Source organism: Actinospica durhamensis, assembly GCF_018139695.1.
GTDB lineage: Bacteria > Actinomycetota > Actinomycetes > Streptomycetales > Catenulisporaceae > Actinospica > Actinospica durhamensis.
The window spans coordinates 1-21,920 of the sequence record NZ_JAGSOG010000097.1 but is presented as its reverse complement, the minus strand read 5'-3'; the positions used below and the strand labels follow the sequence as shown (position 1 = coordinate 21,920).

The window sequence follows — 21,920 nt, the reverse complement described above, 5'->3', positions numbered from 1 at the left end:
CCGCCCGGCCCGCGAAGGGTTTTCGCGGGCCGGGCGGACGCGGTGCGTGGACGCTGAAACTCAGGACCGTCAGGACAGCACACCGAGTTCGCGGCTGGTCAGGTTGAGCCGGATGCCGCCGTCCTGGGTGCACACGCAGATGTCCTCGATGCGCGCGCCGTGCCGGCCGGGCAGGTAGATGCCCGGCTCCACCGAGAAGGCCATGCCGGGCTCGAGCGGGCGGGCCGAGCCGGAGACGATGTAGGGCTCCTCGTGCGTCTCGAGGCCGATGCCGTGGCCGGTGCGGTGCACGAAGTACTCGCCGTATCCGGCCTCGGTGATGATGTCCCGGCCGATCGCGTCGAGCTGCTCGGCGGTGATGCCCGGGCGCACCGCCTCGGTCTGGGCCCGCTGGGCGAGCAGCAGTACGGCGTGGTACGCGGCGTACTCGGCGGGCGGGTCGCCGAGCACGTAGTTGCGGGTGGAGTCGGAGCAGTAGCCGTCGGGCATGGTGCCGCCGATGTCCACCACCACCGGCTCACCGCGCTCGATGACCCGCTCGGAGGCCTCGGCGTGCGGGCTCGCGCCGTTGGGGCCCGAGGCGACGATGACGAAGTCCACCCGGTCGTGGCCCTCGGCCAGGATCGCGTCGGCGATGTCCCTGGCCACCTCGCGCTCGGTGCGTCCGGCGCGCAGCCACTCGCCCATCCGGGAGTGCACCCGGTCGATCGCGTCCCCGGCCCGGCGCAGCGCCTCGACCTCCTCGGGCGTCTTGCGCATCCGCAGGCCGCCGAGCACCGGTCCGGCGAGCTCCTGGCGCACTCCGGGCAGCGCGTCCCGGAAGCCCATCAGCTTCTCCGCCCACATGTGGTTGTCCACGCCGACCGCGCCGAGCCCGCGCGGCAGCCGGGCCGCGGCGAACGCGTAAGGGTTCTGCGTCTCGGCCCAGCCCGCGATCTCGATGCCGAGACTGCCGGCGGGCGAGACCTGCGCGGCCGGCACCTCGAGCTGAGGGGCGATCAGCACCGCCTCGCCCTGCACCGGCAGCACCAGGCAGGTGAGCCGTTCCAGCGGCAGCGCGTCGTATCCGGTGAGGTAGCGCAGGTCGGCGCCCGGGGTGACGATCAGGGCGTCGAGCCCTGCGTCGGCGGCGGCCTTGCGCGCGCGCTCGAGCCGGTCGGTGGAGAAGAGTGCGTCGGTCACCAGCTCAGGGTAGATCCGCGCAACACCGGACGGCGACCCGGTACGCTCCGGGACGTGGATCACCGGGACGCACAGGCAGGCAAGCACACCCCGCCCTCGCGCCGCCAGCAGGTGGCCTCGGCCGCGGTGCTCGGCGCCGTGGCCGGAGCCGCGCTCGGCAGCGGTCGCGGCCCCCGCGCGCTCGCCCTGGGTTCGCTCGCCGCGGCGGCCGGACTCGGCACGGTCGAGGCGGTGGCGCGGGCCCGGCAGCGGCCGGGGCAGATCCCGGCGCGCTGGGCCAGGATCACCGCCAGCGCGGCGACCGCCGCTCCCCTGGGCTGGCTCGCCGGCCGGCTGACCGGCGCCGGACCGCTGGCGGTGGGCACGGTCAGCGGCGCGGCCGCCGGGGCGCTCGGGCTGCGCCCGCAGAAGGTCGCGCTCGGGCCGGTGCTCGGCGCGGTGGTGGGCGCGGGACTGCGGGCGGCCGCGCCGGGTGCGAGCCCTGCGGTGACCGCCGCGGTGACGGTGGCGGCGTTCCGCACGTTCTCGGCGTTCGCCTTTCCGGACGAGCAGATCAGCATGCTGGCGGAGCGGGTCGGGCCGGAGCAGCTGCCGTTCGTGCTGCCGCTGGCCGCGCACGCGCGCTACGTGGGTGTCGGGTACGTCGGCGACCTCGCCGCGCGGCTCGGCCGGCCGTACGTGCGCGACACCCCGGACGTCGGCATCATCGGCTCGCTCGAGGAGCTCGACGGCCCGCAGTTCCATCCCGAGCTCGTCGATCCGCTCGTGCGCGAGTTCTATGAGCACACCACGCGGTTCAAGCTGGACATCGTGCCGGAGTGGCGCACCTGGGTGCGTCCGGGCTACCTCGTCTACCGCACGGCGCTGGCGCGTCCGCTCGGGCAGGCGAACGTGCCGATGAACCAGCGCGACGCGCTGCGCGGGGTGCACAGCCGGATCGACACGATCCTGCCGAGCGCCGGGACCGGGCCGGGCGGGACCGACGAGCCGATGCTGCGCGGCTGGATCCGCTCGTTCGCGGACGACGACGAGCCGATCTACGTCGGGATCTACACGACCTACCGGCACGAGGGGCGCGGGTACGTGCGGGTCGGGTTCCCGCTGCCGGAGATGAACTTCACCGCCACGCTCGTCCCGCTGCACCGCCGGGACGGCGGCCTGAGCCTGACCAGCCGCAGCCAGCTCTCGGACCAGCCCGGGCACTACCTCACCTACGTGGACCGGGAGACCGGGGAGCTGACCGCGGCGGCCGTGCACGGCTTCGCCGAGCAGCTCGAGGTGTACGTGCAGGACGGGCGGCTGCGCGCGGAACACGCCTTCCGCGTCTTCGGGCTGCCGTTCCTGGTGCTGCACTACCGGATCGAGCGCAAGAGCGGGGACGAGGGCCGGGACGAGGGCCGCGACACGCACTGAGACGCCCGCGCCCCCGTTTATGAGACACGACATATCGCGTTTGCGGCCCGGCGGCGCTACACTCCTGCGCATGCCTGCAGATCTGCCAAATCCGCCCGCACGCAGCGGGGACCAGCTCGACCAGCGTGCCGCGGACCGGGACCGGGACGAGGTGGCGGTCATCCTCGGCGAGGCCCTCGCGGTCGGCCGGCTCACCAGCGAGGAGCACGCCGAGCGGCTCGAGGCGGTGTACGCGGCGCGCACCTACCGCGAGCTCGAGCCGGTCACCCGGGACCTGCCCCGGGAGCGGACCGGCACCGTGGTGCTGCCGGAGTCCACGGTCCGCCAGGAGGTGACCGCGACGCTCAGCAAGGTGCACCGGGCCGGGCGCTGGGTGCCCGGGCGGCACACCGAGCTGCGCGCGGTCTTCGGCGCGCTGATCGTGGACATGTCCGACGCCGTGCTGCCGGGCCGGGAGATCACCGTCTCGGCCAACGCGTTCTGCGGAAAGCTCGTGCTGCGGGTGCCGGCCAACGCCCGGATCATCGACGAGGGCGGCGCGGTGCTGGGCAAGTGGGCGGTGTGGGGCCGCTCCCGCGCCAAGGCCGAGGACGCGGTGGCGCCCGAGGACGGCCCGCTGATCCGGATCGTGGGCCGGGCCAGGCTCGGCAAGGTCACCATCGTGCGGGCCGGGGCGGACGCCAACGTGCTCGGGCAGCTGTTCGAGGGCCTGTTCGGATCGAGGGCCCTGTGACGCAGGTGCACGAGACCGCGGGTACGGGCGTGCGTCACGCCGACTCCGTGGACGCCGTCGCGCTGACACAGCGGACGTACACGGTCATCGCCGCCGACTACGCCGGCCACCAGAACCGCGGCGACGGGGACTGGCTCTCCACCCACCTCGGGCGGATGGCCGAGGAGCTCGGCCCCGGAGCGCGGGTCGCCGACATCGGCTGCGGACCCGGCCACCAGACCCGGCTGCTGCGCGAGAAGGGCCTGCGGGCGTACGGCTTCGACCTGTCCTACGACATGCTCGGCGCCCTCGAGATCCCCGGGATGGTGCAGGCTGACATGCGGGCCCTGCCGATCGCGACCGGCGGGCTGGACGCGGTCTGGTGCTCGGCCGCGCTGCTGCACATCCCGCGCGCGATGGTCCCCGGCGTACTCGCGGAGTTCCGCCGGGTGCTGCGCCCGGAAGGCCTGCTGGGCCTGACGATCGCCGAGGGCGAGGGAGAGGGCTGGGAACAGGTCCCGTACCGCGAGGACGAGCAGCGGCGCTACTTCGTCTACCACTCGGCCGAGGCGATCACGACAGCGCTCGAAGGTGCCGGATTCAGGATTTTCGGTCAGATACGTACCTCGACGCACCGAAACTGGCTGACTCTACACGCGGGCCGGAACTCGGGAGTACATTGACAAGGAAGGCGGCGATCCCGCGCACGGCGTTCACGCGTCCAGGGGAGGACGACGATGGCGAGCAGCACTCATTCCCGGTTCCGAACGGACCGTCAACTCTCCGCACGGATGCTCACGGTCATGGGGACCCTGGTCCTCGCGTACGCGGCCGCCATCACGATCCTGATCCTCGTACTCGGCCGCTGGTGGCCCCTCGGCGTCGCCGCGGTCGTCGGGTTCTTCGCCTTCCAGATGCTCTCCTGCGACACCGTCGCGCTCCGCACGGCCGGGGCGCACGAGGTGGACGCCGAGCAGGAGCCGCGGCTGCACGCGATCGTGGACCGGCTCTGCGCCCTCGCGGACACGCCGAAGCCGCGGCTGGCCGTCTCCTCCTCGCCGGTGCCCAACGCCTTCGCCGCCGGGCGGCGGCGCAAGAGCGTGGTGCTGTGCGTGACCCGCGGGATGCTGGACAAGCTCAGCGACGAGGAGCTCGAGGGCGTCCTCGCGCACGAGCTCGCGCACATCGTGCACGGTGACGCCGTGGTGATGACGGTCGCCTCCTTCCTCGGCGTGCTCGCGGGCCTGACCGCCCGGCTCGGCGCCCGGCTGATGATGGTGGCCGGCCGCGCCCGCGGCCTGTGGCAGTTCCTGCTCGCCGCGCTCGCCGTCACCGCGCTGGCCACGGCCACCTGGATCGTCTCGGTACTGCTGGTGCGGGCCCTGTCCCGCTACCGCGAGTTCGCCGCCGACCACGCCGCCGCGCAGCTGACCGGCAACCCGGCCGCGCTGGCCGCCGCGCTGGTCAAGAGCACCGCGGAGACCGCCCGGATCCCGCGCCAGGACCTGCGCCGGGCCACCGCGCTCAACGCCTTCTATTTCTGCCCGGTCCAGACCGCCAAGACCGCCGGCCACCAGCTGCTCTCCACCCACCCGAGCGTGGAGGACCGGATCGCCCGGCTGGAGAAGATCGCCGCCGGACTGCGCTGAGCGTTAGCCTGACGGTATGGAAGAGAACAAGGCGCTCAGGGTCGTCGACGCGCTGCGCGACCAGGGCGTGAACGCCCACCTCGCGCGCGAGGGCGTGTACAAGATCGGCGTACGCGTGGTGCTGCCCGACGGCCGCGAGGCCGTGTGGGACACCGACGACACCCCGGGCCTCGAGGCGCAGGTCATGCGCGACGGCATGATGGTCGGCTACGTCCCGCAGATCCCCGGCTCGGAGGACTACGACGTCGCCCAGGTCGTCGACGCCATCGCCGGCACCGACTACGACCAGCCGATCGCCACCCGCAGCCCCACCCCGCCCAAGCCCGCCGCGCCGCTGCCGCACGAGGGCGGCGTCTTCCGGCGCTTCCTCGGCGGCTTCCGCGAGCGCTGAGGCGCGGTCGCGCGTCGCGCAGGGCTCGGCTGAGTCGGGCTGAGTCGGGTCGGCGGCGGGTGGGTTCCGCATGCAGGCACGCAGTCGCCCCGGGCGCGCGGGAACGTGCGGGACGGTCAGGACCGCGTGGGCGGCGACGGCCCACCATGCCGAAATGCCGTGCCCTGCGCCCACACCCGCCGTTAGCATGACCGAATGCGCGAGCTGATCATCCTGGGCACCGCCTCGCAGGTCCCCACCAGGACCCGCAACCACAACGGCTACTTCCTGCGGTGGGACGAGACCGGCTTCCTGTTCGATCCGGGCGAGGGCACGCAGCGGCAGATGACCTTCGCCGGCGTCGCCGCGGGCGACATCCACCGCGTCTGCGTCACGCACTTCCACGGCGACCACTGCTTCGGCCTGCCCGGGGCCTTCTCCCGCCTGGCCAACGACCGGGTCGAGCACCCGGTGCACTGCCACTTCCCCATGTCCGGCCAGCCCCTGTTCGACCGGCTGTGCTGGACCTGGCCCGAGTACCGCCGGCGCGTGCTGCGCGAGGAGCCCGCCTGGGGCGAGCGCACGGTGCTCGCGCACGAGAGCACCTCGGACTTCGGCCGCCTCGAGGCCGTACGCCTGTCCCACGGCATCGAGTCCTACGGCTACCGCCTGACCGAGCCCGACGGCCGCCGCATGCTCCCGGACAAGCTCGCCGCGCTCGGCGTGACCGGACCGCATATCAGCGAACTGCAACGCGAGGGCCGGATCGAGCTCGACGGCGAGACCGTCACGCTGGAGGACGTCAGCGCCCCACGCCCCGGGCAGGCCTTCGCCTTCGTCATGGACACCCGCCTGTGCGACGGCGTCTACGCCCTCGCCGACCACGCCGACATGCTCGTCATCGAGTCCACCTTCCTCACCGAAGACGCCCCCCTCGGCGCCGAACACGGCCACCTGACGGCCCGCCAAGCGGCCCAAGTCGCCACCGACTGCGGCGTGCGCACCCTCGTGCTCACCCATTTCTCCCAGCGCTACTCCGACCCCGCCGCCTTCGAGCGCGAGGCCCGCGAGGTCTTCGACGGCGAGCTGTACGTGGCCGAGGACCTGATGCGCTTCCCGGTCCCGAAGCGCGCCCACTGAGGTTGAGAGACCGTCACGGGCCGCGTCCGGGTTCAGGACCGGCGTGAGGTGGTGGCGGCGTTGGCGGCGCGGTGGGCGCGGATCTCGTCGTGGTGATCGGCGGCCCAGTCGATCAGCTGCCTGACGATCTCGTGCAGGCCGCGGCCGAGGGGAGCCAGGGCGTACTCCACGCGCGGGGGGACCTCGGCGTAGGCGGTACGCGTGATCAGGCCGTCCTCCTGGAGCTGGTGGAGGGTGCGGGTGAGCATGCGCTGGGAGATGCCGGGGATCTGCCGCTGCAGATCGGTATAGCGCAGCGGGCCGTCCTTCAGGACGGTGACGACGAGCGTGCTCCACTTGTCACCGACCCGGTCCAGGACCTGGCGGATGAAGGCCATGTGGTCGGCCGGGATGTTCGCGCAGGGCCCTGCCACGGCCGCCATCTCCGGCTTTGCCGCGTCCTCGTGCATCCGCGCCCACCCCTGTCCGTCGCGCACACCTGTGTGCCTTTTGTAACGCTCTCCATGCTGGCCCATGATGGCGTTACGAACAAATCGGAGGAATTAGAGGTCAGGGCCATGTTCGCCCGGCGACCCGGAGTCCGTCCGCCGATCCTTCCCGCCCGACAGGAGACCCCTCATGCCCAAGACGATCGCGATCTTCGGCGCCGGCCCCGGCCTCGGTGCCTCCGTCGCCCGCCGCTTCGCGGCCGACGGCTTCCGCGTCGCCCTCATCGCCCGGAACACCGAACGCCTCGACGCGCTCGTCGACCAGCTGACCGCCGAGGGCATCGACGCGGCCGGGTTCACCGCCGACCTCGACGCACCCGACGAGATCCCCGCCCTGCTCACCGCCATCCGCGACCGCTTCGGCCGCATCGACGTCATCGAGTACGGCCCGATCCCCAGCGCCGGATTCACCCCCGCCGCCGAACTCAAGCCCGCCACCCTCGCCGCAGGCATACCGCTGCTCGTACTGACCCCGCTCGCCATCATCCAGGCCGTCCTGCCGGAGTGGAAGCAACGCGGCGACGGCGCATTCCTCATGACCACCGGCGCCACCGCGGTACACCCCATGCCCCACGCAAGCGGCGTCGGCCCGCTGATGGCCGCCGCCCGCAACTGGCTCTATTCCCTCCACGGCGAACTGGCCCCCTCCGGCATCTACGCCGGCACCCTCTCGATCGGCGCGTTCATCACCGGAAGCGAAGCCGAACGAGCCGCCACCGCAGCCGGCGACCCCCTCGCCGCCGCCTTCCCACGCATCGACCCCGCCGAACTCGCCGCCATCTACTGGGACATGTACACCAACCGCGACCGCGTCGAACAAGTCCACCCCGAGATCAGCTGACGCCCAGCCGTTGGGGCGGGTGAGCCAGTGCTCTTGCTCAGCTCTTGCTCATCCGCCAACGGGTGATCTCGAGATGCGGGGCTATTCCCAGACGGCGAGGTCGACTTCGTTGCCTTCTGCGTCGGCGAGGGTCCACCAGCCCGGTGCGTGCGCGTCGCTGACGATTCTGCCGCCGGCGGCCAGTGCGGCGGCGAGGCGCGCCTCGATCTGGTCGTGCGGGAGGTAGACGTCGATGTGGAAACGGTTGCGTTGCGGGCGGGGTGCGTCCATCTGCTGGAACCAGAACGTCGGGCCGCGGCGCAGCGGGTCGAGCACGTCTGTCTCGCCGAAGGATCCATATCCGAGTACGGCGACCCAGAAGGGCTGCACTTCGGCGCTGACCAGTGCGTCGATGGCGACCTGTACGTGCTGGACGGCGCTCGGGTCGGCGGGGGCGCCGAGTGCGGCGGCGGCTGCGGAGATCTGCTGTGCCACGGCGACGTCCTGGTCGCTCAGGCCGCCGAAGTCGGCGGTGTACAGCTTCACGCTCACGCCCTCGGGCCGCAGGTCGACGTCCGGGTGATGGTTCGCGGCGGCGGCCACCTCGCCGATCGCGCGGACGAGCTCGACGCCGGCGGCGAACGATCCGGTGCGGAAGTAGGCGCAGGCCCAGCCGCCGCCGAAGATCGTGCGCCAGTCCTCGACGCCCGGCGCGTCGCGGAACTGCTTCGCTGAGATCAGATCGGTCATGGCGCGACCCTACTGCGCACCTCGGACATCGAGGGCTGAGGCGACGGGGCTACCACTGCGCAGGGTGGATGAACGCTGCCGCAGGTCGGCTCAGCCACTGGGTGACGCGCATGGTGAGTTCCATGTCGGCGAGGCGCGCGGTGCGCAGGTTGGTCAGGCGGCTCGGCGTGCAGCCGAGTTCGTCGGCGAGTTTGGCCCAGGTGAGGCTCTCGCGCTGCCGATTCTCGTTGAGCGCGGTGTGAAGTTCGCTCAGGTTCCAGCGGAGTCTGCTGTCCGGGCCGGCTTGCGGGAGGCGGGTGTCGCCGACCTCGCGTGCCGGTCCTGTCAGGAATTCCTCCGGTGCGCGGCCGAGCCAGCGGAGCATGAACAGGGCGTACTGGCATGAGGCCGCGCCGCGCTCGCGCAGCCGCGAGACCGCGCCTCCGCACAGGCAGTGGTCGTCCGGTCGGCTCGCGTTGAGCGCGATCGACTGGTCCCAGAGTTCGTCGGCGAACGCGAACCAGTTCAGGCCGCGCGCACGCCGCTCGGCGTCGAAGGCGTCGACGAACGCGTCGAAGTCGAACACTGTGTGACCGGACATGCCTCTACGGTACGAGGATTCACCGGACGCCGGTAGTGATGCGCAGAAACACAGCCGCCTGCCCACGACGCGGACGTGCGTCGTGGGCAGGCGGGCAGCGCTGCGGAAGGCCCAAATCAGCCTTCGTTGACTTCCTTGGGCTTACGGAAGGTCAGGCCGACCAGGATGGAGGCGGCTGCTGCCACGGCCGCGGCAAGCATGGCCGCGTGGGTGCCGCTGGAGATCGCGGTGGCCGGGTGCGCGCGGGCGGCGGAGCCGGAGACGGTGACCAGCACGGCGAGCCCGAGGGAGACGCCGGTCTGCTGCAGGGTCTGCATGGTGCCGCCGGCCGCGGCGGCGTCCTGCGGGCGCACCGAGGACATGATCACCACGGTGAGCGGGCTGAAGGCCAGGCCCATGCCGACCGCCATGACGATCATCGGCCACAGCAGGCCGGTGGCGTACGAGGTGTGCTCGCCGACCTGGGCGAAGCCGAGCAGGCCGATCAGCAGCAGGACGCAGCCGGTCAGGGCCATCGGCTTCGGGCCGAAGCGCGGGAGCAGGCGCGGGGTGAGCCGGGAGGCGGTGAAGATGATCGCGGACATCGGCAGGAAGGCGAAGCCGGTGCGCAGCGGGCTGTAGTGCAGGTCCTCCTGCAGGTACTGGCTGAGGAAGAAGAACGAGCCGAAGCCGGCGGCCGGGCCGAGCATGTAGTTGGCGTAGGCGGCGGCCCGGTTGCGGTCCTTGAACAGGTGCAGCGGGAGCAGCGGGTGGGTGGCGCGGGTCTGGGAGTAGACGAACGCGGTCAGCAGCACGACGCCCGCGGCGATCGGGGCGATCGTGACGGTGTTGCCCCAGCCGCTGGACGCGGCGTGGATCAGGCCGTAGACCAGCGTGCCGACGCCGAAGGTGGCGGTCAGCGCGCCGAGGACGTCCAGACTGGTCTCGTGGCGGGCGGGTTGGCGCAGGACGCGGCCGGCCAGGGCGGCGGCGAGCACGCCGAAGGGGATGTTGATGAACATCACCCAGCGCCAGGAGCCCGCGTCGGTGAGCACGCCGCCGAGCACCAGGCCCACGCCGAAGCCGGCCGAGGAGACTCCGGAGAACAGCGCCAGCGCCCGCATCCGCGCCCTCGGGTCGGTGAAGGTGCTGTTGAGCAGGGCCAACGCGCTCGGTCCGGCCATCGCGGCGCCGACTCCCTGGGCGACGCGGGCGGTGAGCAGCCAGGCCGAACCGGTGGCCAGGCCCCCGGCCAGCGAGGCGAGGGTGAACACGACGATGCCGAGGATGAACAGGCGCCGGCGGCCGAACAGGTCGCCGAGCCGTCCGCCGAGCAGCAGCAGGCCGCCGAAGGCGAGGGTGTAGGCGTCCATGACCCAGGCGATCGAGGCGCTGGAGAAGTGCAGCCCGGCCTCGATCCGCGGCACCGCCACGTTCATCACGGTGGCGTCGATCATCAGCATGAGCTGCGCGGAGAGGATGACGGCCAGGGCGAGCCCGGGTCTGGCCCTGGGCTCTGGCCCGGGCGGTGCCACGTCCCGTCGCGAGCCCGCCTCGACGGCGGCGGGCGGCAGCACCGGGCGGGGCGCGGTGGCGGTGGGGGCGGTGTTCAAAGTCCTTTCGGACATGGCGTGTACTCCGAGAGGCTGGAAGGTGGTGGAATGGCCGGGAGAGTGGCCAAGAGGGCCTAAGTGGAGTTACTCTCCACTTAGGTGCCGAGAACGACTATACGGAGACCGTCTCCGGTTAGCAAGCGGAAACGGAGACTTTCTCCGCCTGATGAGGAGTCAGTGATGCGAGCCGATGCCCGACGCAACTACGAGGCGCTGATCTCGGCTGCCCGGGAGCTGTTCGTCGAACTCGGCAGCGAGGCGCCGCTGGACGAGGTGGCCCGCCGTGCGGGGGTGGGCGCGGGCACGCTCTACCGGCACTTCCCCACCCGCGCCGACCTGCTGGCCGGGGTGTACGCCGCGGACCTCGAGGAGCTCGCAGCCGAGGGGCATCGGCTGGTCGAGACCGAGGAGCCGGGCGCGGCGCTGGACAAGTTCCTCACCGCCTACCTCACCATGAGCCTGCGCAACGGCGCGATCAAGCGGGCCATGCAGACGATGCTCTCGGACACCGAGCCGGTACCGGCGGCGCTGACCTCCTGCCGCAGCACGGTGCACGCCGTGTGGGCCGAGATCCTGGAGCGGGCGCAGCGCGCGGGCGCGGCCCGCGCGGAGATCGAGCCCGCCACGCTGATGCGGATGATCTACGGCATCGCCATGGCCACCCAGGACAATCCGTCCTCGGCCTCGGCCATGCTCGACGTGGTGCGCGCGGGCGTGCTCACCGGCGAGCGGCAGCCCGCGTAGTCGGGGCCGAGGAGCCGAGAGCGCCGGGCCGCGGCGCGCGGCCTTCCGCACCCGCCCGGCGGTGGTGGCGATAGCCTGGAGTCATGACGGCCGCTGACACCTCGTCGTCGCCCGCTCGGCTGCGCCTGGCCGGCGACCTCGCCTCCTCGTTGGCCGGACTGCACCGCACGGTGCGGCGCCGGGTGCGTTCGCGGCTGCACGTGGAGCCGCTGGCCGGGGCGCAGGGGGAACTGCTGCGCCTGGTGGTCGAGCAGCCGGGCATCAGCGTCACGGCCGCGGCGCGCGAGCTGCACCTGGCCGGGAACTCGGTCTCCACCCAGGTCCAGCACCTGATGAAGCTCGAGTACCTGGACCGGGAGACCTCCCCCACCGACCGCCGCGGCGCCGTGCTGCGCGCGACCGAGGCCGGCCGGGCGCGGCTGGAGCGCTGGGCCGACGAGCGGGCCGAACTGTTCGACCGTCAGCTCGGCAAGCTCAGCCCGCGCGACGTCGCGGCGCTCGAGGCGGCCCTGCCCGCGCTGCGCGCCCTGACCGAGGCGATCGCGAACGACGTCGAAGCCTGACGCGGCGGCCCGCGCGCCTGAAACGGCCTCAGGCCTCGCTCACTCCTCGGCCAGCTGCACCACGGCCTTGCCGATGTTCTCGCCGCGCAGCATGCCGAGGAACGCGTCCACGGTGTGTTCGATGCCCTCGGTGACGGTCTCGTCGATCGCCACGTCCCCGGCCTGCAGGCGCGGGATGAGCAAGGCCTCGAACTCCGCGCGCGCCTCCAGGTGGTCGCGCACCAGGAATCCCTCGATCCGCAGGCGTTTCTCGACGACGGTGTAGAGGTTGCGCGGGGCGGCCGGGGGCTCGTCGGGACGGTCGTACTGGGCCACGGCGCCGCACCAGGCGATCCGGCCGGTCTCGCGCAGGGCGCCGATCGCGGCCTCGAGGTGCGCGCCGCCGACGTTGTCGAAGTACACGTCGATGCCGCGCGGGGCGGCCAGGGCCAGCTGCTCGGCGATGCCGTCGTGGTAGTCGAACGCGGCGTCGAAGCCCAGCCGGTGTGTCAGGTGTTTGACCTTCTCCGGGGATCCGGCGCTGCCCACGATCCGCCGGGCCCCGAGCAGCCGGGCGATCTGGCCCGCGGCGCCCCCGACGGCCCCGGCGGCGGCCGAGACGAACAGGTCCTCGCCCCGGCACAGCCGCGCGACGCGCACCAGGCCCGCGTACGCGGTCAGCCCGGTGTCGCCGGCGATGCCGAGATACGCGCTGAGCGGTACGCCCGCGGCCCGCTCGATCACCCGCACGTCGGGGGCGGTGAGCACGGCGTGGCTGCTCCAGCCGTGCCGGTGCGCCACGATCGTGCCCGGCAGCAGCGAGGGCTCGCGCGAGGCGATCACCCGGCCGAGGCTGCGGCCCTCGAGCCCGAAGCCTCGGCGCCAGCCCTCGCCCTCTCCCTCGAGGTCCATCAGTTCCCGATGGTACGGATCCACCGAGAGGAACAGGTTGTGCACCAGGACCTCGCCGGACTCCAGCAGCGGGATCGGGACGTCGACGAGGGCGAAGTCCTCCGGCTGCGGGGCGCCTTCGGGGCGGCGTGTCTGGCGGACGGCGATGGCGGTGCGCGTCATGGCAGGGGCTTCAGTTCCTCGATGGGTTCGGCCGGCTCCCGGACGCGGGCGTGCGCGCGTGTCGGGGCGGTCAGGACTCTACATCGGTGAACGCCCTGAGTTCGATCCCCCCGGCCAGCAGTCCGGCCCGCAGCGCGGCGGCGATGCTCACCGCACCGGGGGTGTCGCCGTGTACGCACACGGTGTCGGCTCGCAGGTCCACCGTCGTGCCGTCGACGGCGGCGACCCGGCCCTCGCGCACCATGGTGAGAGCGCGTTCGACGATGTCGGCGGCCTCGTGCAGCACCGCGCCGGGCTGCGAACGCGGGGCCAGGGTGCCGTCGGGCGCGTAGGCGCGGTCGGCGAAGGCCTCGGCGACGACCGGCAGGCCGCGTTCGGCGGCGCGGCGCAGGCCGTCCGAGCCGGCCAGGCCCACCACCGGAAGCCGCGGGTCGTAGCGGTGCACGGCGTGGGCGAGGGCCTCGGCCTGTTCGGCGTCGACGGCGACGGTGTTGTAGAGGGCGCCGTGCGGTTTGACGTAGCGCACCCGGGTGCCGGCGAGGCGGGCGAAGCCGGCGAGCGCGGCGATCTGATAGGTGATCTCGTCGGCCAGTTCCCCGGCCGGCACCCGCATCGGGCGGCGGCCGAACCCGGCCAGATCGCGGTAGCCGACGTGGGCGCCGACGGCCACGCCGTGCGCGGCCGCGGTCTCGCAGGCGCGGCGCATCGTGCCGGGATCGCCCGCGTGGAAGCCGCAGGCGACGCTGGCACTGGTGACGATGCCCAGCAGGGCCGTGTCGTCCCCCATCCGCCAGGCGCCGAAGCCCTCGCCGAGGTCGCAGTTGAGATCGATCGCCGTACGCGCGTTCACCTTCTCAACTTAGCGCGCCCGGGCGCACCCCGCCGCGCGCGGGATCGGCGTCGCGTGCGCGGGCCGCGGCGAGCCGTCGAACCCGTGGATCTATGCTGGTTGTCCCGACGTCGACGGAAGGACCAGGGATGCCGTATCGGGTCACGTTCGTGTGCACGGGCAACATCTGCCGCTCCCCCATGGCCGAGCACGTGCTGCGCGGGCACCTCGGCCGCGAGGGTCTGGGGGCGCGCGTGGAGGTGGACAGCTCGGGCACCGGCGGTTGGCACGCGGGCGACCCGGCGGACCACCGCACCGTGCGGACCCTGCGACGGCACGGCTACACCTCGGCGCACCAGGCCCGGCGGTTCCGGCGGGAGTGGTTCGACTCCTACGACCTGGTGCTGGCCCTGGACACCGGGCACCTGCAGGAGTTGCGCCGCCAGGCCCGCGGGCCGCAGGACACCGCGAAGCTCAGGCTGCTGCGTTCCTTCGACCCGGCGGCCGGGACCCGGCTGGACGTGCCCGACCCGTACTACGGCGGCAACGCCGAGTTCGAACACGTACTCGACCTGATCGAGGCGGCGATGCCGCGGCTGATCGCCGAGATCCGCGCGGCGCTCGAGGCCGCCGGGCCGGACGAGGGCGAGGCCGAGGACGCCGACTACGCGGAGGGCGCGGACGAACTCGACCAGGCCGCGGACGGGGCCGGCTGGTAGCGGGCCGGCTGAGCGGGCGTCAGCCGCGGGCGAAGCCGTCGAGCGCGGCACGGCTGACGGCGCCCATCGTGCCCGAGCCGGTGTGCCCGGAGTCCTCGACGATCTCGAGCCGGGAACCGGGCCAGGCGCGGTGCAGCTCCCAGGCGTTGGTCAGCGGGCCGCCGAGGTCGAAGCGGCCGTGGATCAGGACTGCGGGGATGCCCGCGAGCTTCCCGGCGTCGGCGAGCAGCGCCTCGCCGTCGATGAAGCCGGCGTGGGAGAAGTAGTGCGCGCACAGGCGCACGAACGCGACCTTGTTGGCCTCGGGCCGGTTGCTGTACGCGTTGGGCTTTCCGTTGGGCTCGAGTGAGACGACGGTGTCCTCCCAGGTGAGCCAGGACACCGTGGCGCGCTCGCGCACGCCGCGGTCGGGGTCGCCGGCCAGGCGGCCGTAGGCGGCGAGCAGGTCGAAGACGTCCTCGCCGCGCTCGGTCGCCGGGACGTGGTCGCGGAAGCGTTCCCACTCCTCGGGGAAGAAGCGGCCGACGCCCTGGTAGAGCCAGACGATGTCCTCGCGGCGGCACAGGGTGATGCCGGCGATGACGACCTGTGCGACGCGCTCGGGGTGGCGGTGGGTGTAGGCGACGATGAGCGTCGAGCCCCAGGACCCGCCGTAGAGCAGCCACTGCTCGACGCCGAGGTGCGTGCGCAGCAGCTCCATGTCGGCGATCAGGTGGTCGGTGGTGTTCGCGGACAGGTCCACGGCCGGGTCGCTCGCGTTCGGGAGGCTGCGTCCGCAGTTGCGCTGGTCGAACAGGATGATCCGGTACTTCTCCGGGTCGAAGTTGCGCCGCGGGCCCGCGGAGGAACCGGATCCGGGGCCGCCGTGCACGAACAGCGCGGGCTTGCCCTCGGGGTTGCCGCACTCCTCGAAGTAGATCCGGTTCCCGTCGCCGGCCTCGAGCAGACCGGTGCGGTAGGGCTCGATCGGCGGAAAGCGGTCGGGCATGGCGGGGCTCCTTATCCGTGCGGCTGAGAGGGGTTTCGTGCGAGCGGAAAAAAATCCATTCTAGGGCCGCGACCGCACTATGCTCCGCAGTATGGCGATCGATGGATTCACCACCCGTCCGGAACTGGCCGGCACCTTCGGCATGGTGGCCAGTACCCACTATCTGGCCACCGCGGCCGGCATGGCGATACTCGAGCGCGGCGGCAACGCGTTCGACGCCGCCGTGGCCGCCGCCTTCACCCTGCACGTGGTCGAGCCGCACCTCAACGGCCCGGCGGGGGACGCGCCGATCATCCTGGCCACGGCCGCGGATCCGGTCCCGCGGGTGCTGTGCGGCCAGGGCCCGGCGCCCGCGGCGGCCACCGTCGAACGCTTCGAAGAGCTCGGACTCGACCTGATCCCGGGCACCGGGCAGCTCGCCGCGGTGGTGCCGGGCGCGATGGGCGCGTGGCTGACGCTGCTGCGCGACCACGGCACGCTGCCGCTGCGGGACGTGATCGAGTTCGCCCTCGGATACGCCGAGCACGGGCACCCGCTGGCGGCGGGCGTGGCGCGCACGATCGGGGCGGTGGCCGAGCAGTTCCGCACCCACTGGACCGACTCGGCCGCGCAGTGGCTGCCCGGGGGCCAGGCGCCGGTCGCGGGGCAGATGCTGGCGCTGCCCGCGCTCGCCGCCACCTATCGCAGGCTGCTGAGCGAGGCGGAGGCGGCCGGTTCCGACCGCGAGGCGCAGATCGAGGCCGCGTATCAGGCCTGGTACCAGGGCTTCGTGGCAGAGGCGATCGACGCGTTCGGCGCGCACGAGGTGATGGACGAGTCGGGCCGGGCGCACCGGGGGCTGCTGTCCGGAGCGGACCTCGCGGCCTGGCGGCCCGGCTACGAGCCGACGGCCAGCCTGGACTGGCACGGGGTGACCGTGCACAAGGCCGGAGCGTGGTCGCAGGGTCCTGCGCTGCTGCTGCAGCTCGGTATGCTCGAGGCGCTCGGGGAGCTGCCGCCGCACGGCAGCGCGGAGCGGATCCACCGGGTGACCGAGGTGGCCAAGCTGGCGTTCGCCGACCGCGAGGCCTACTTCGGCGACAGCCCCGAGGCGTTCGCGGCGCTGCCCGACCTGCTCGACCCGGCGTATCTCAAGAGCCGCGCCGCGCTGGTCGGCGAGAGCGCCTCGGCCGAGCTGCGTCCGGGCTCGGCCGGCGGGCGCACGCCGCGGCTGGCCGCGTTCCTGGACTCGCCCGCGGCGCTGGCGGACTCCGGCTCGGTCGCGGACGCGATGGTGAGCGTGGAGAAGGCGGAGGCGAACGGAAGGACCCGCGGCGACACCTGTCACATCGACGTGGTCGACCGCTGGGGCAACATCGTCTCGGCCACCCCGTCCGGCGCGTGGCTGCAGTCGAACCCGACCATCCCCGAACTCGGGTTCTGCCTCGGTACCAGGGCCCAGATGTTCTGGCTCGAGCGCGGCCTGCCCAACAGCCTGGCCCCGGGCAAGCGCCCGCGCACCACGCTGAGCCCGTCGATGCTCACCCGCGACGGGGTTGCGGTCACCGCGTTCGGGACGCCCGGCGGGGACCAGCAGGACCAGTGGCAGCTGCTGTTCCTGCTCAACCACGTGGTGGACGGACTCGACCTGCAGGCCTCGATCGACGCCCCGGCCTGGCACTCCACGGCGCTGCCCAACTCCTTCACCCCGCGTACGCGAGCGCCCCTCGACGTCGTGGTCGAGGGGCGTTTCCCGCAGGAGGTGTTCGACGGCCTGCGCGGGCGCGGGCACATACCGGTGCGTTCCGGCCCGTGGTCGCTGGGTCGGATCTCCGCCGTCTCACGCGACCCCGGCACCGGGGTGCTGCGTGCCGGGGCGAACCCGCGCGGGATGCAGGGCTACGCGGCCGGACGGTAGGCCTGGTCGGCCGGGCGGCGGCGCGGCGCCGCCCGGTGCAGCAGCAGGTAGACCTCGCAGCCGAGGCAGTAGTCGAAGGCCGCGTTGAGGAACGCCGCGGCCAGGGCGCAGGCGGTCACCGCGATACCCGCCGCGTTCCAGCCGGCCAGGTAGAACACGGTGCCCACCAGCGTGAACCCGAGTCCGACGTACTGGGCGAACACCGGCGGGGCCGGGTTCTCCAGCTCGGTCGGCGGGCCCAGGCGCGGGCGCACGAGGCGGCGGTAGAGCAGGCCGTAGGGCGAAAAGCGCAGGCCGCTGAACGCGCTGAGCGCGAACACCAGCGTCTGCGCGGCCAGCAGCCAGGCCGAGCCGGTGGCCAGCACGACGATCAGGACGATGCTGGTGATCACCGCGCCGAAGCGGGGGCCGCGCGGGTCGATGAAGGGCTGCGGGGCAGGGCTGTTCGACATGGAGGGCTCCGGAGGGCGAAAGAGCGGGGAAGATCAGTTGGCGGCGGCGACGGCCGCGAGCACCTGCTCGCGCCGCGGTACTCCGCCGGCCCGGGCGGTGACCCGGCCGGAGGCGTCGAGCACCAGCGTCGTCGGGGTGCGCCGGATGTCGAGCGCGCGCACGAGCTCGAGGTGGGACTCGGCGTCGATGTCGTAGTGCGCGACCCCCTCGACGTCGGAGGCGACCGTCGAGAGCAGCGTGCGGGTGGCCCGGCACGGGGCGCAGAACGCGGAGCTGAACTGCACCAGCGTCGCCCGCGCGCCCAGCGGCCCGCCGAGCACCGGCTCGGTGAACGGCCCGGGCTCGGCGTCGCCGGCCACGTCCTGCTCCGGCACAGCGGACGCGGGCGTGGTGCTACGCATGAGGCCGTCGGTCCGGCGTCGCCACAGGCCGAAGGCGCTGGCGAGGAGCAACACGAGCAGAGCGGTGAGCAGACCTGGGTTCACGGGTTCCGTCCGGGGATGGCGAGCCGAAGGGTGGTCGGAGACGCTGTGTCGACGTCGGGATGGGGATTCAACAACCCGACGGACAGGAGGCCGACCACACGCGGCCGAAGTCGATGTGGCCGCGCCGCACCAGCGGGACGGGTCGACGACGGCAGGCTCGCATGCACCCCATGATAAGCGCGCGACCGGCCGGAACCAAGAATCCGAACAGATCAGCGGATGAACCGACTACGCACGGACCCGGGCGCTCGCTCGCCGCCCGGGTCCGTCGCGTGTGCGCTGCCGCGCCGATCGGGCGTCAGGCCGCCTTGGTGGCGCGCAGCGAGTAGCACAGCGGCATCCGCGGCCGGCCGACCGGGAAGACGTGCTGCCCGTCGCGCACTTCGAGCTCGGCGAAGCGCTGGAAGAACGTGAAGTCGTGCTCGTGCAGGAACTCCAGGCGCAGCCCGGCCGAGATCAGGCTGCTGATGATCTCGCCGAGCGGGTGGGAGAACTGGTGGTTGACCGTGTTCGCCTTGAGCGTCTCGCCGTCGGTGTAGGTGTACGCGAAGTCCGAGACCACGGCGTCGGCGGCGAAGTAGTCGTGGCGCACGGTGCTGCCGTCGTCCTCGAACATGTCCGTCACCGGGTGGAACTCGACCAGGTACAGGCAGCCGCCCGGCGCCAGCAGGTCCGCGACCGTGCGCGCCCACCGCTCGATGTCCGGCAGCCAGCACAGCGCGCCGATGCCGGTGTAGACGACGTCGTACGCCTCGCGCTCGAGCGCGCCGAGCGCGTTGTACACGTCGGAGACGACGAACCGGGCGTCCGCGTAGCCGAGCTGCTCGGCGAGCCCGCGCGCGGTCTCCACCGCGCGGGCGGAGAAGTCCAGACCGGTCACCTTGGCCCCGGCCCTGGCCCAGGAGAGCGTGTCGGTGCCGATGTGGCACTGCAGGTGCAGCAGGCTCTTGCCGGCCACGTCGCCGAGCTCGGCGCGTTCGAAGGGGCGCAGGTCGTCCCGGCCGGCCAGGAACGCGGGCAGGTCGTAGGTGCGGCTGGCGGCGTGGATGGGGACGCGCTCGTCCCAGTTGGCGCGGTTGAGCGCGAGCCAGTCGGGTTCGGCGGCGTCAGCGGCCTCGGCGAGGTCGCCGGGCTCCGCGCCGGGCTCGCCGGCCTCGGTTGCGGAAGATCGGGTTTCGGTGCTCACGAAGGGTGAGGCTAGCGGGGCGGGACGTGCGGGCTCCAGCGGTTTTGCGGCTCCGGGCGGCGGGCTCGTCTCAGCAGGCGGGCCGTCTTGTCGGTCCGGCGAGGTAGTTGTATCGTGTTAATAGTTCTATTAGCTAAACTAATGTTTCTGGGGGTACCCATGCCGGAGCTCACCGCGAAGCGGCGTCAGCTGGTGCTGGCGATCTGTTGTATGAGCCTGTTCATCGTGGGCCTGGACGTCACGATCGTGAACGTGGCGCTGCCCACGATCCAGCAGGACTTCCACGCCTCGCTCTCCGGCCTGCAGTGGATCATGGACGGCTACACCCTGGTGCTGGCCTCGTTCCTGATGCTGGCCGGCTCCACCGCGGACCGGCTCGGGCGGCGCCGGATATTCCGCACCGGGCTGCTGCTGTTCACCCTCGGCTCGCTGCTGTGCTCGCTCGCGCCGGGCCTGGGCTGGCTGGTGGCCGCGCGGATCCTGCAGGCGCTCGGCGGCAGCATGCTCAACCCGGTGGCCATGTCGATCATCACCAACACCTTCACCGAGCCGAAGGAGCGCGCCCGCGCGATCGGCGTGTGGAGCGCGGTGTTCGGCCTGTCCATGGCGCTCGGCCCGGTGCTCGGCGGCATCCTGGTGACCGAGATCGGCTGGCGCGGGATCTTCTGGGTCAACGTGCCGGTGGGCATCGCCGCGCTGGTGCTGACCAAGCTGTTCGTGCCGGAGTCCCGGGCGCCGCGGGCGCGCCGGTTCGACCCGGTCGGCCAGGGCCTGGTCATCGTGGTCCTCGCCTGCGTCACCTCCGGCATCATCGAGGGGCCGCGGCGCGGCTGGGGCAGCCCGCTGATCATCGGCATGTTCGTGCTCGCCGCGGTGGCCGCCGCGCTACTGGTGCCGTACGAGAACCGGCGCAGGGAGCCGCTGATCGACCCGCGCTTCTTCCGCTCACTGCCGTTCTCCGGCGCGACCGTGATCGCGGTGTGCGCGTTCCTGACCCTCGGCGGGTTCCTGTTCCTCAACGCGCTGTACCTGCAGGACGCGCGGGGCTACACGGCGCTGCACGCGGGGCTGCTCACGCTGCCGATGGCGGCGGCGAACCTGGTCTCCGCGCCGCTCTCGGGGCGGCTGGTCGGCTCGCTGGGTCCGCGCGTGCCGCTGGTCGGCGCCTCGATCGCGTACCTGGTGGCGGCGCTGTTGATGACCACGTTCACCCCGACCACCTCGCTGGTCGAGGTCGGCGGCGCGTACGTGCTGATGGGGCTGGGCTTCGGCCTGGTCAACGCGCCGATCACGAACGCGGCGGTCTCCGGGATGCCACGTACGCAGGCGGGGGTGGCGGCCGCGGTGGCCTCCACCAGCCGGCAGGTCGGCAGTTCGCTGGGCGTGGCGATCTTCGGCTCGATCATCGCCTCGGGTGGCACCTTCGCCCACGCGAGCCACCTGTGCTGGTGGCTGGTCGTCGGCTGCTCGCTGGTGATCGGCGCCCTCGGTATCCTCACCACCGGAGCCCGGGCGAAGGCCACCGCCGTGCGCACGGCGGCTATCTTCGAGCCGGTGGACGCGACGGCGCGGCCGAAGACCGCGGTGGGCTGATCGGGATGGGCGGTATGCGGATGAAGGCGATGGCGGACCCGGCCGGAGCGGCCCTGGTCGACCTGGCACCGGCGGTGCCCCCGGCCCAGGTGCCGGCGGCGCCCGCCCCGGACGCGGCCGAGGGCGCGCGGGACGAGCACACCCGCCGGGCCTGGGACCGGCTGCGCACCCTGGTCTACGACGACAACCGGCGCGGCGAGGTCTCGGCCACCCTGGGCCTGAGCTTCGTGAAGGTCAAGGCTCTGCGACGGCTGCTGGTGCGCCCGATGTCGATGCGGGAGCTGGCCCTTGAACTGGCCACGGACAAGCCGTACGTGACCCAGATCGTCGACGCCCTGGCCGAGCGCGGCCTGGTGGTGCGCACGGTGGACGAGCACGACCGCCGCTGCCGGATCGCCACGCTGACCGAGGCGGGGCGGGAGGCCGCGGCGCGCTCCGAGGAGATCCTCACCCGCCCGCCGGCCGGCCTTTCCCGGCTCTCCGAGCGGGATCTGGCCGAGCTCAACCGGATCCTGGACACGCTCACCGGCGCCGACGATTAAGTCGGCGCCGGTGACGGCCCGTCAGCGCCGGACCCGTGCCAGGCTCACCGGCACGATTCCGACCACGAACACCACGAGCACCCGGCTCAGCTGCTTGTGCGGCAGGTTGCGGTAGGCCGCGGGCGGCTGCACCCGCGGCAGCGTGGGCGTCGGCTTGGGGGTGGGCTTGGGC

General features: G+C 72.7%; 24 protein-coding genes. 13 read left to right on the top strand and 11 right to left on the bottom strand.

Going from position 1 to position 21,920, the window contains the following annotated elements; translation table 11 throughout:
* Nucleotides 1-69: 69 nt before the first annotated feature.
* Complete coding sequence (locus KDL01_RS45320) at nt 70-1,185, bottom strand: M24 family metallopeptidase (protein WP_438801974.1); 1,116 nt, start codon at nt 1,183-1,185, stop codon at nt 70-72.
* A gap of 51 nt (nt 1,186-1,236) precedes the next feature.
* Between KDL01_RS45320 and KDL01_RS45315 the strand changes: the two genes are divergently transcribed.
* From KDL01_RS45315 to KDL01_RS19600, 6 genes are all read left to right on the top strand, one after another.
* On the top strand, nt 1,237-2,595 hold the full coding sequence (locus KDL01_RS45315; protein WP_212529985.1) for a hypothetical protein: 1,359 nt from the start codon (nt 1,237-1,239) through the stop codon (nt 2,593-2,595).
* Between the two features lie 70 nt (nt 2,596-2,665).
* Nucleotides 2,666-3,328, top strand: coding sequence for a DUF1707 SHOCT-like domain-containing protein (locus KDL01_RS19620; protein WP_212529984.1), 663 nt, complete (start codon nt 2,666-2,668; stop codon nt 3,326-3,328).
* Complete coding sequence (locus tag KDL01_RS19615; protein ID WP_212529983.1) at nt 3,325-3,990, top strand: class I SAM-dependent methyltransferase; 666 nt, start codon at nt 3,325-3,327, stop codon at nt 3,988-3,990. Before KDL01_RS19620 ends, KDL01_RS19615 begins: the two co-directional genes overlap by 4 nt.
* A gap of 120 nt (nt 3,991-4,110) precedes the next feature.
* Nucleotides 4,111-4,956: a M48 family metalloprotease gene (locus tag KDL01_RS19610; protein WP_212529982.1), complete on the top strand. Its 846-nt coding sequence runs from the start codon at nt 4,111-4,113 to the stop codon at nt 4,954-4,956.
* Nucleotides 4,957-4,972: 16 nt separating this feature from the next.
* The gene (locus KDL01_RS19605) at nt 4,973-5,347 is read left to right on the top strand and encodes a hypothetical protein (protein ID WP_212529981.1); all 375 of its coding nucleotides are present in this window, start codon (nt 4,973-4,975) and stop codon (nt 5,345-5,347) included.
* Between the two features lie 195 nt (nt 5,348-5,542).
* Nucleotides 5,543-6,466, top strand: a complete 924-nt coding sequence (locus KDL01_RS19600; RefSeq protein WP_212529980.1) for a ribonuclease Z — start codon at nt 5,543-5,545, stop codon at nt 6,464-6,466.
* A 32-nt stretch (nt 6,467-6,498) separates the two neighbouring features.
* Here the strand turns inward: KDL01_RS19600 and KDL01_RS19595 are convergent, their stop codons facing one another.
* Nucleotides 6,499-6,915, bottom strand: a complete 417-nt coding sequence (locus tag KDL01_RS19595) for a winged helix-turn-helix transcriptional regulator (RefSeq protein WP_212529996.1) — start codon at nt 6,913-6,915, stop codon at nt 6,499-6,501.
* A gap of 169 nt (nt 6,916-7,084) precedes the next feature.
* On the opposite strand from KDL01_RS19595, the gene KDL01_RS19590 reads away from it, so the two are divergent.
* Complete coding sequence (locus KDL01_RS19590; protein WP_212529979.1) at nt 7,085-7,795, top strand: SDR family NAD(P)-dependent oxidoreductase; 711 nt, start codon at nt 7,085-7,087, stop codon at nt 7,793-7,795.
* 81 nt (nt 7,796-7,876) lie between these two features.
* Here KDL01_RS19590 and KDL01_RS19585 read toward each other — a convergent pair whose 3' ends face one another.
* The 3 genes from KDL01_RS19585 to KDL01_RS19575 all read right to left on the bottom strand — a co-directional run bounded on the left by KDL01_RS19585 (nt 7,877) and on the right by KDL01_RS19575 (nt 10,711).
* Nucleotides 7,877-8,524 (bottom strand): 4a-hydroxytetrahydrobiopterin dehydratase, encoded by a 648-nt coding sequence (locus tag KDL01_RS19585; RefSeq protein WP_212529978.1) that lies wholly within the window; start codon nt 8,522-8,524, stop codon nt 7,877-7,879.
* Between the two features lie 49 nt (nt 8,525-8,573).
* A complete protein-coding gene (locus KDL01_RS19580; protein WP_212529977.1) occupies nt 8,574-9,104 on the bottom strand; it encodes a hypothetical protein in 531 nt (176 codons plus the stop codon).
* Between the two features lie 116 nt (nt 9,105-9,220).
* Entirely contained in the window at nt 9,221-10,711 is a 1,491-nt protein-coding gene (locus tag KDL01_RS19575; RefSeq protein WP_212529976.1) for an MFS transporter, read from the bottom strand.
* A 165-nt stretch (nt 10,712-10,876) separates the two neighbouring features.
* Here KDL01_RS19575 and KDL01_RS19570 point away from each other — a divergent pair, with 165 nt between their 5' ends.
* Both KDL01_RS19570 and KDL01_RS19565 read left to right on the top strand, forming a co-directional pair.
* Nucleotides 10,877-11,440, top strand: coding sequence for a TetR/AcrR family transcriptional regulator (locus KDL01_RS19570; RefSeq protein ID WP_212529975.1), 564 nt, complete (start codon nt 10,877-10,879; stop codon nt 11,438-11,440).
* 83 nt (nt 11,441-11,523) lie between these two features.
* Nucleotides 11,524-12,003, top strand: a complete 480-nt coding sequence (locus KDL01_RS19565; protein ID WP_212529974.1) for a MarR family winged helix-turn-helix transcriptional regulator — start codon at nt 11,524-11,526, stop codon at nt 12,001-12,003.
* Nucleotides 12,004-12,042: 39 nt separating this feature from the next.
* On the opposite strand, the gene KDL01_RS19560 is transcribed toward KDL01_RS19565, so the two are convergent.
* The gene (locus KDL01_RS19560) at nt 12,043-13,056 is read right to left on the bottom strand and encodes an NADP-dependent oxidoreductase (protein WP_212529973.1); all 1,014 of its coding nucleotides are present in this window, start codon (nt 13,054-13,056) and stop codon (nt 12,043-12,045) included.
* 70 nt (nt 13,057-13,126) lie between these two features.
* Nucleotides 13,127-13,888: a LamB/YcsF family protein gene (locus tag KDL01_RS19555; protein WP_212529995.1), complete on the bottom strand. Its 762-nt coding sequence runs from the start codon at nt 13,886-13,888 to the stop codon at nt 13,127-13,129.
* Between the two features lie 146 nt (nt 13,889-14,034).
* Between KDL01_RS19555 and KDL01_RS19550 the strand changes: the two genes are divergently transcribed.
* Nucleotides 14,035-14,604, top strand: a complete 570-nt coding sequence (locus KDL01_RS19550; protein ID WP_212529972.1) for a low molecular weight protein-tyrosine-phosphatase — start codon at nt 14,035-14,037, stop codon at nt 14,602-14,604.
* Nucleotides 14,605-14,623: 19 nt separating this feature from the next.
* Here KDL01_RS19550 and pip read toward each other — a convergent pair whose 3' ends face one another.
* On the bottom strand, nt 14,624-15,592 hold the full coding sequence (gene pip / locus KDL01_RS19545) for a prolyl aminopeptidase (RefSeq protein WP_246576679.1): 969 nt from the start codon (nt 15,590-15,592) through the stop codon (nt 14,624-14,626).
* 91 nt (nt 15,593-15,683) lie between these two features.
* Between pip and KDL01_RS19540 the strand changes: the two genes are divergently transcribed.
* On the top strand, nt 15,684-17,489 hold the full coding sequence (locus KDL01_RS19540; protein WP_212529971.1) for a gamma-glutamyltransferase family protein: 1,806 nt from the start codon (nt 15,684-15,686) through the stop codon (nt 17,487-17,489).
* Here KDL01_RS19540 and KDL01_RS19535 read toward each other — a convergent pair.
* From KDL01_RS19535 to KDL01_RS19525, 3 genes are all read right to left on the bottom strand, one after another.
* Nucleotides 17,471-17,941, bottom strand: coding sequence for a DUF4395 domain-containing protein (locus KDL01_RS19535; protein ID WP_212529970.1), 471 nt, complete (start codon nt 17,939-17,941; stop codon nt 17,471-17,473). The two genes, KDL01_RS19540 and KDL01_RS19535, sit on opposite strands and share 19 nt — an antisense overlap.
* A 33-nt stretch (nt 17,942-17,974) precedes the next feature.
* A complete protein-coding gene (locus KDL01_RS19530) occupies nt 17,975-18,427 on the bottom strand; it encodes a TlpA family protein disulfide reductase (RefSeq protein ID WP_307846432.1) in 453 nt (150 codons plus the stop codon).
* A 298-nt stretch (nt 18,428-18,725) separates the two neighbouring features.
* Complete coding sequence (locus KDL01_RS19525) at nt 18,726-19,475, bottom strand: class I SAM-dependent methyltransferase (RefSeq protein WP_368861606.1); 750 nt, start codon at nt 19,473-19,475, stop codon at nt 18,726-18,728.
* Between the two features lie 297 nt (nt 19,476-19,772).
* On the opposite strand from KDL01_RS19525, the gene KDL01_RS19520 reads away from it, so the two are divergent.
* Both KDL01_RS19520 and KDL01_RS19515 read left to right on the top strand, forming a co-directional pair.
* Entirely contained in the window at nt 19,773-21,206 is a 1,434-nt protein-coding gene (locus KDL01_RS19520; protein ID WP_212529968.1) for an MFS transporter, read from the top strand.
* Nucleotides 21,207-21,220: 14 nt separating this feature from the next.
* Nucleotides 21,221-21,748: a MarR family winged helix-turn-helix transcriptional regulator gene (locus KDL01_RS19515; RefSeq protein ID WP_212529967.1), complete on the top strand. Its 528-nt coding sequence runs from the start codon at nt 21,221-21,223 to the stop codon at nt 21,746-21,748.
* Nucleotides 21,749-21,920: the final 172 nt, after the last annotated feature.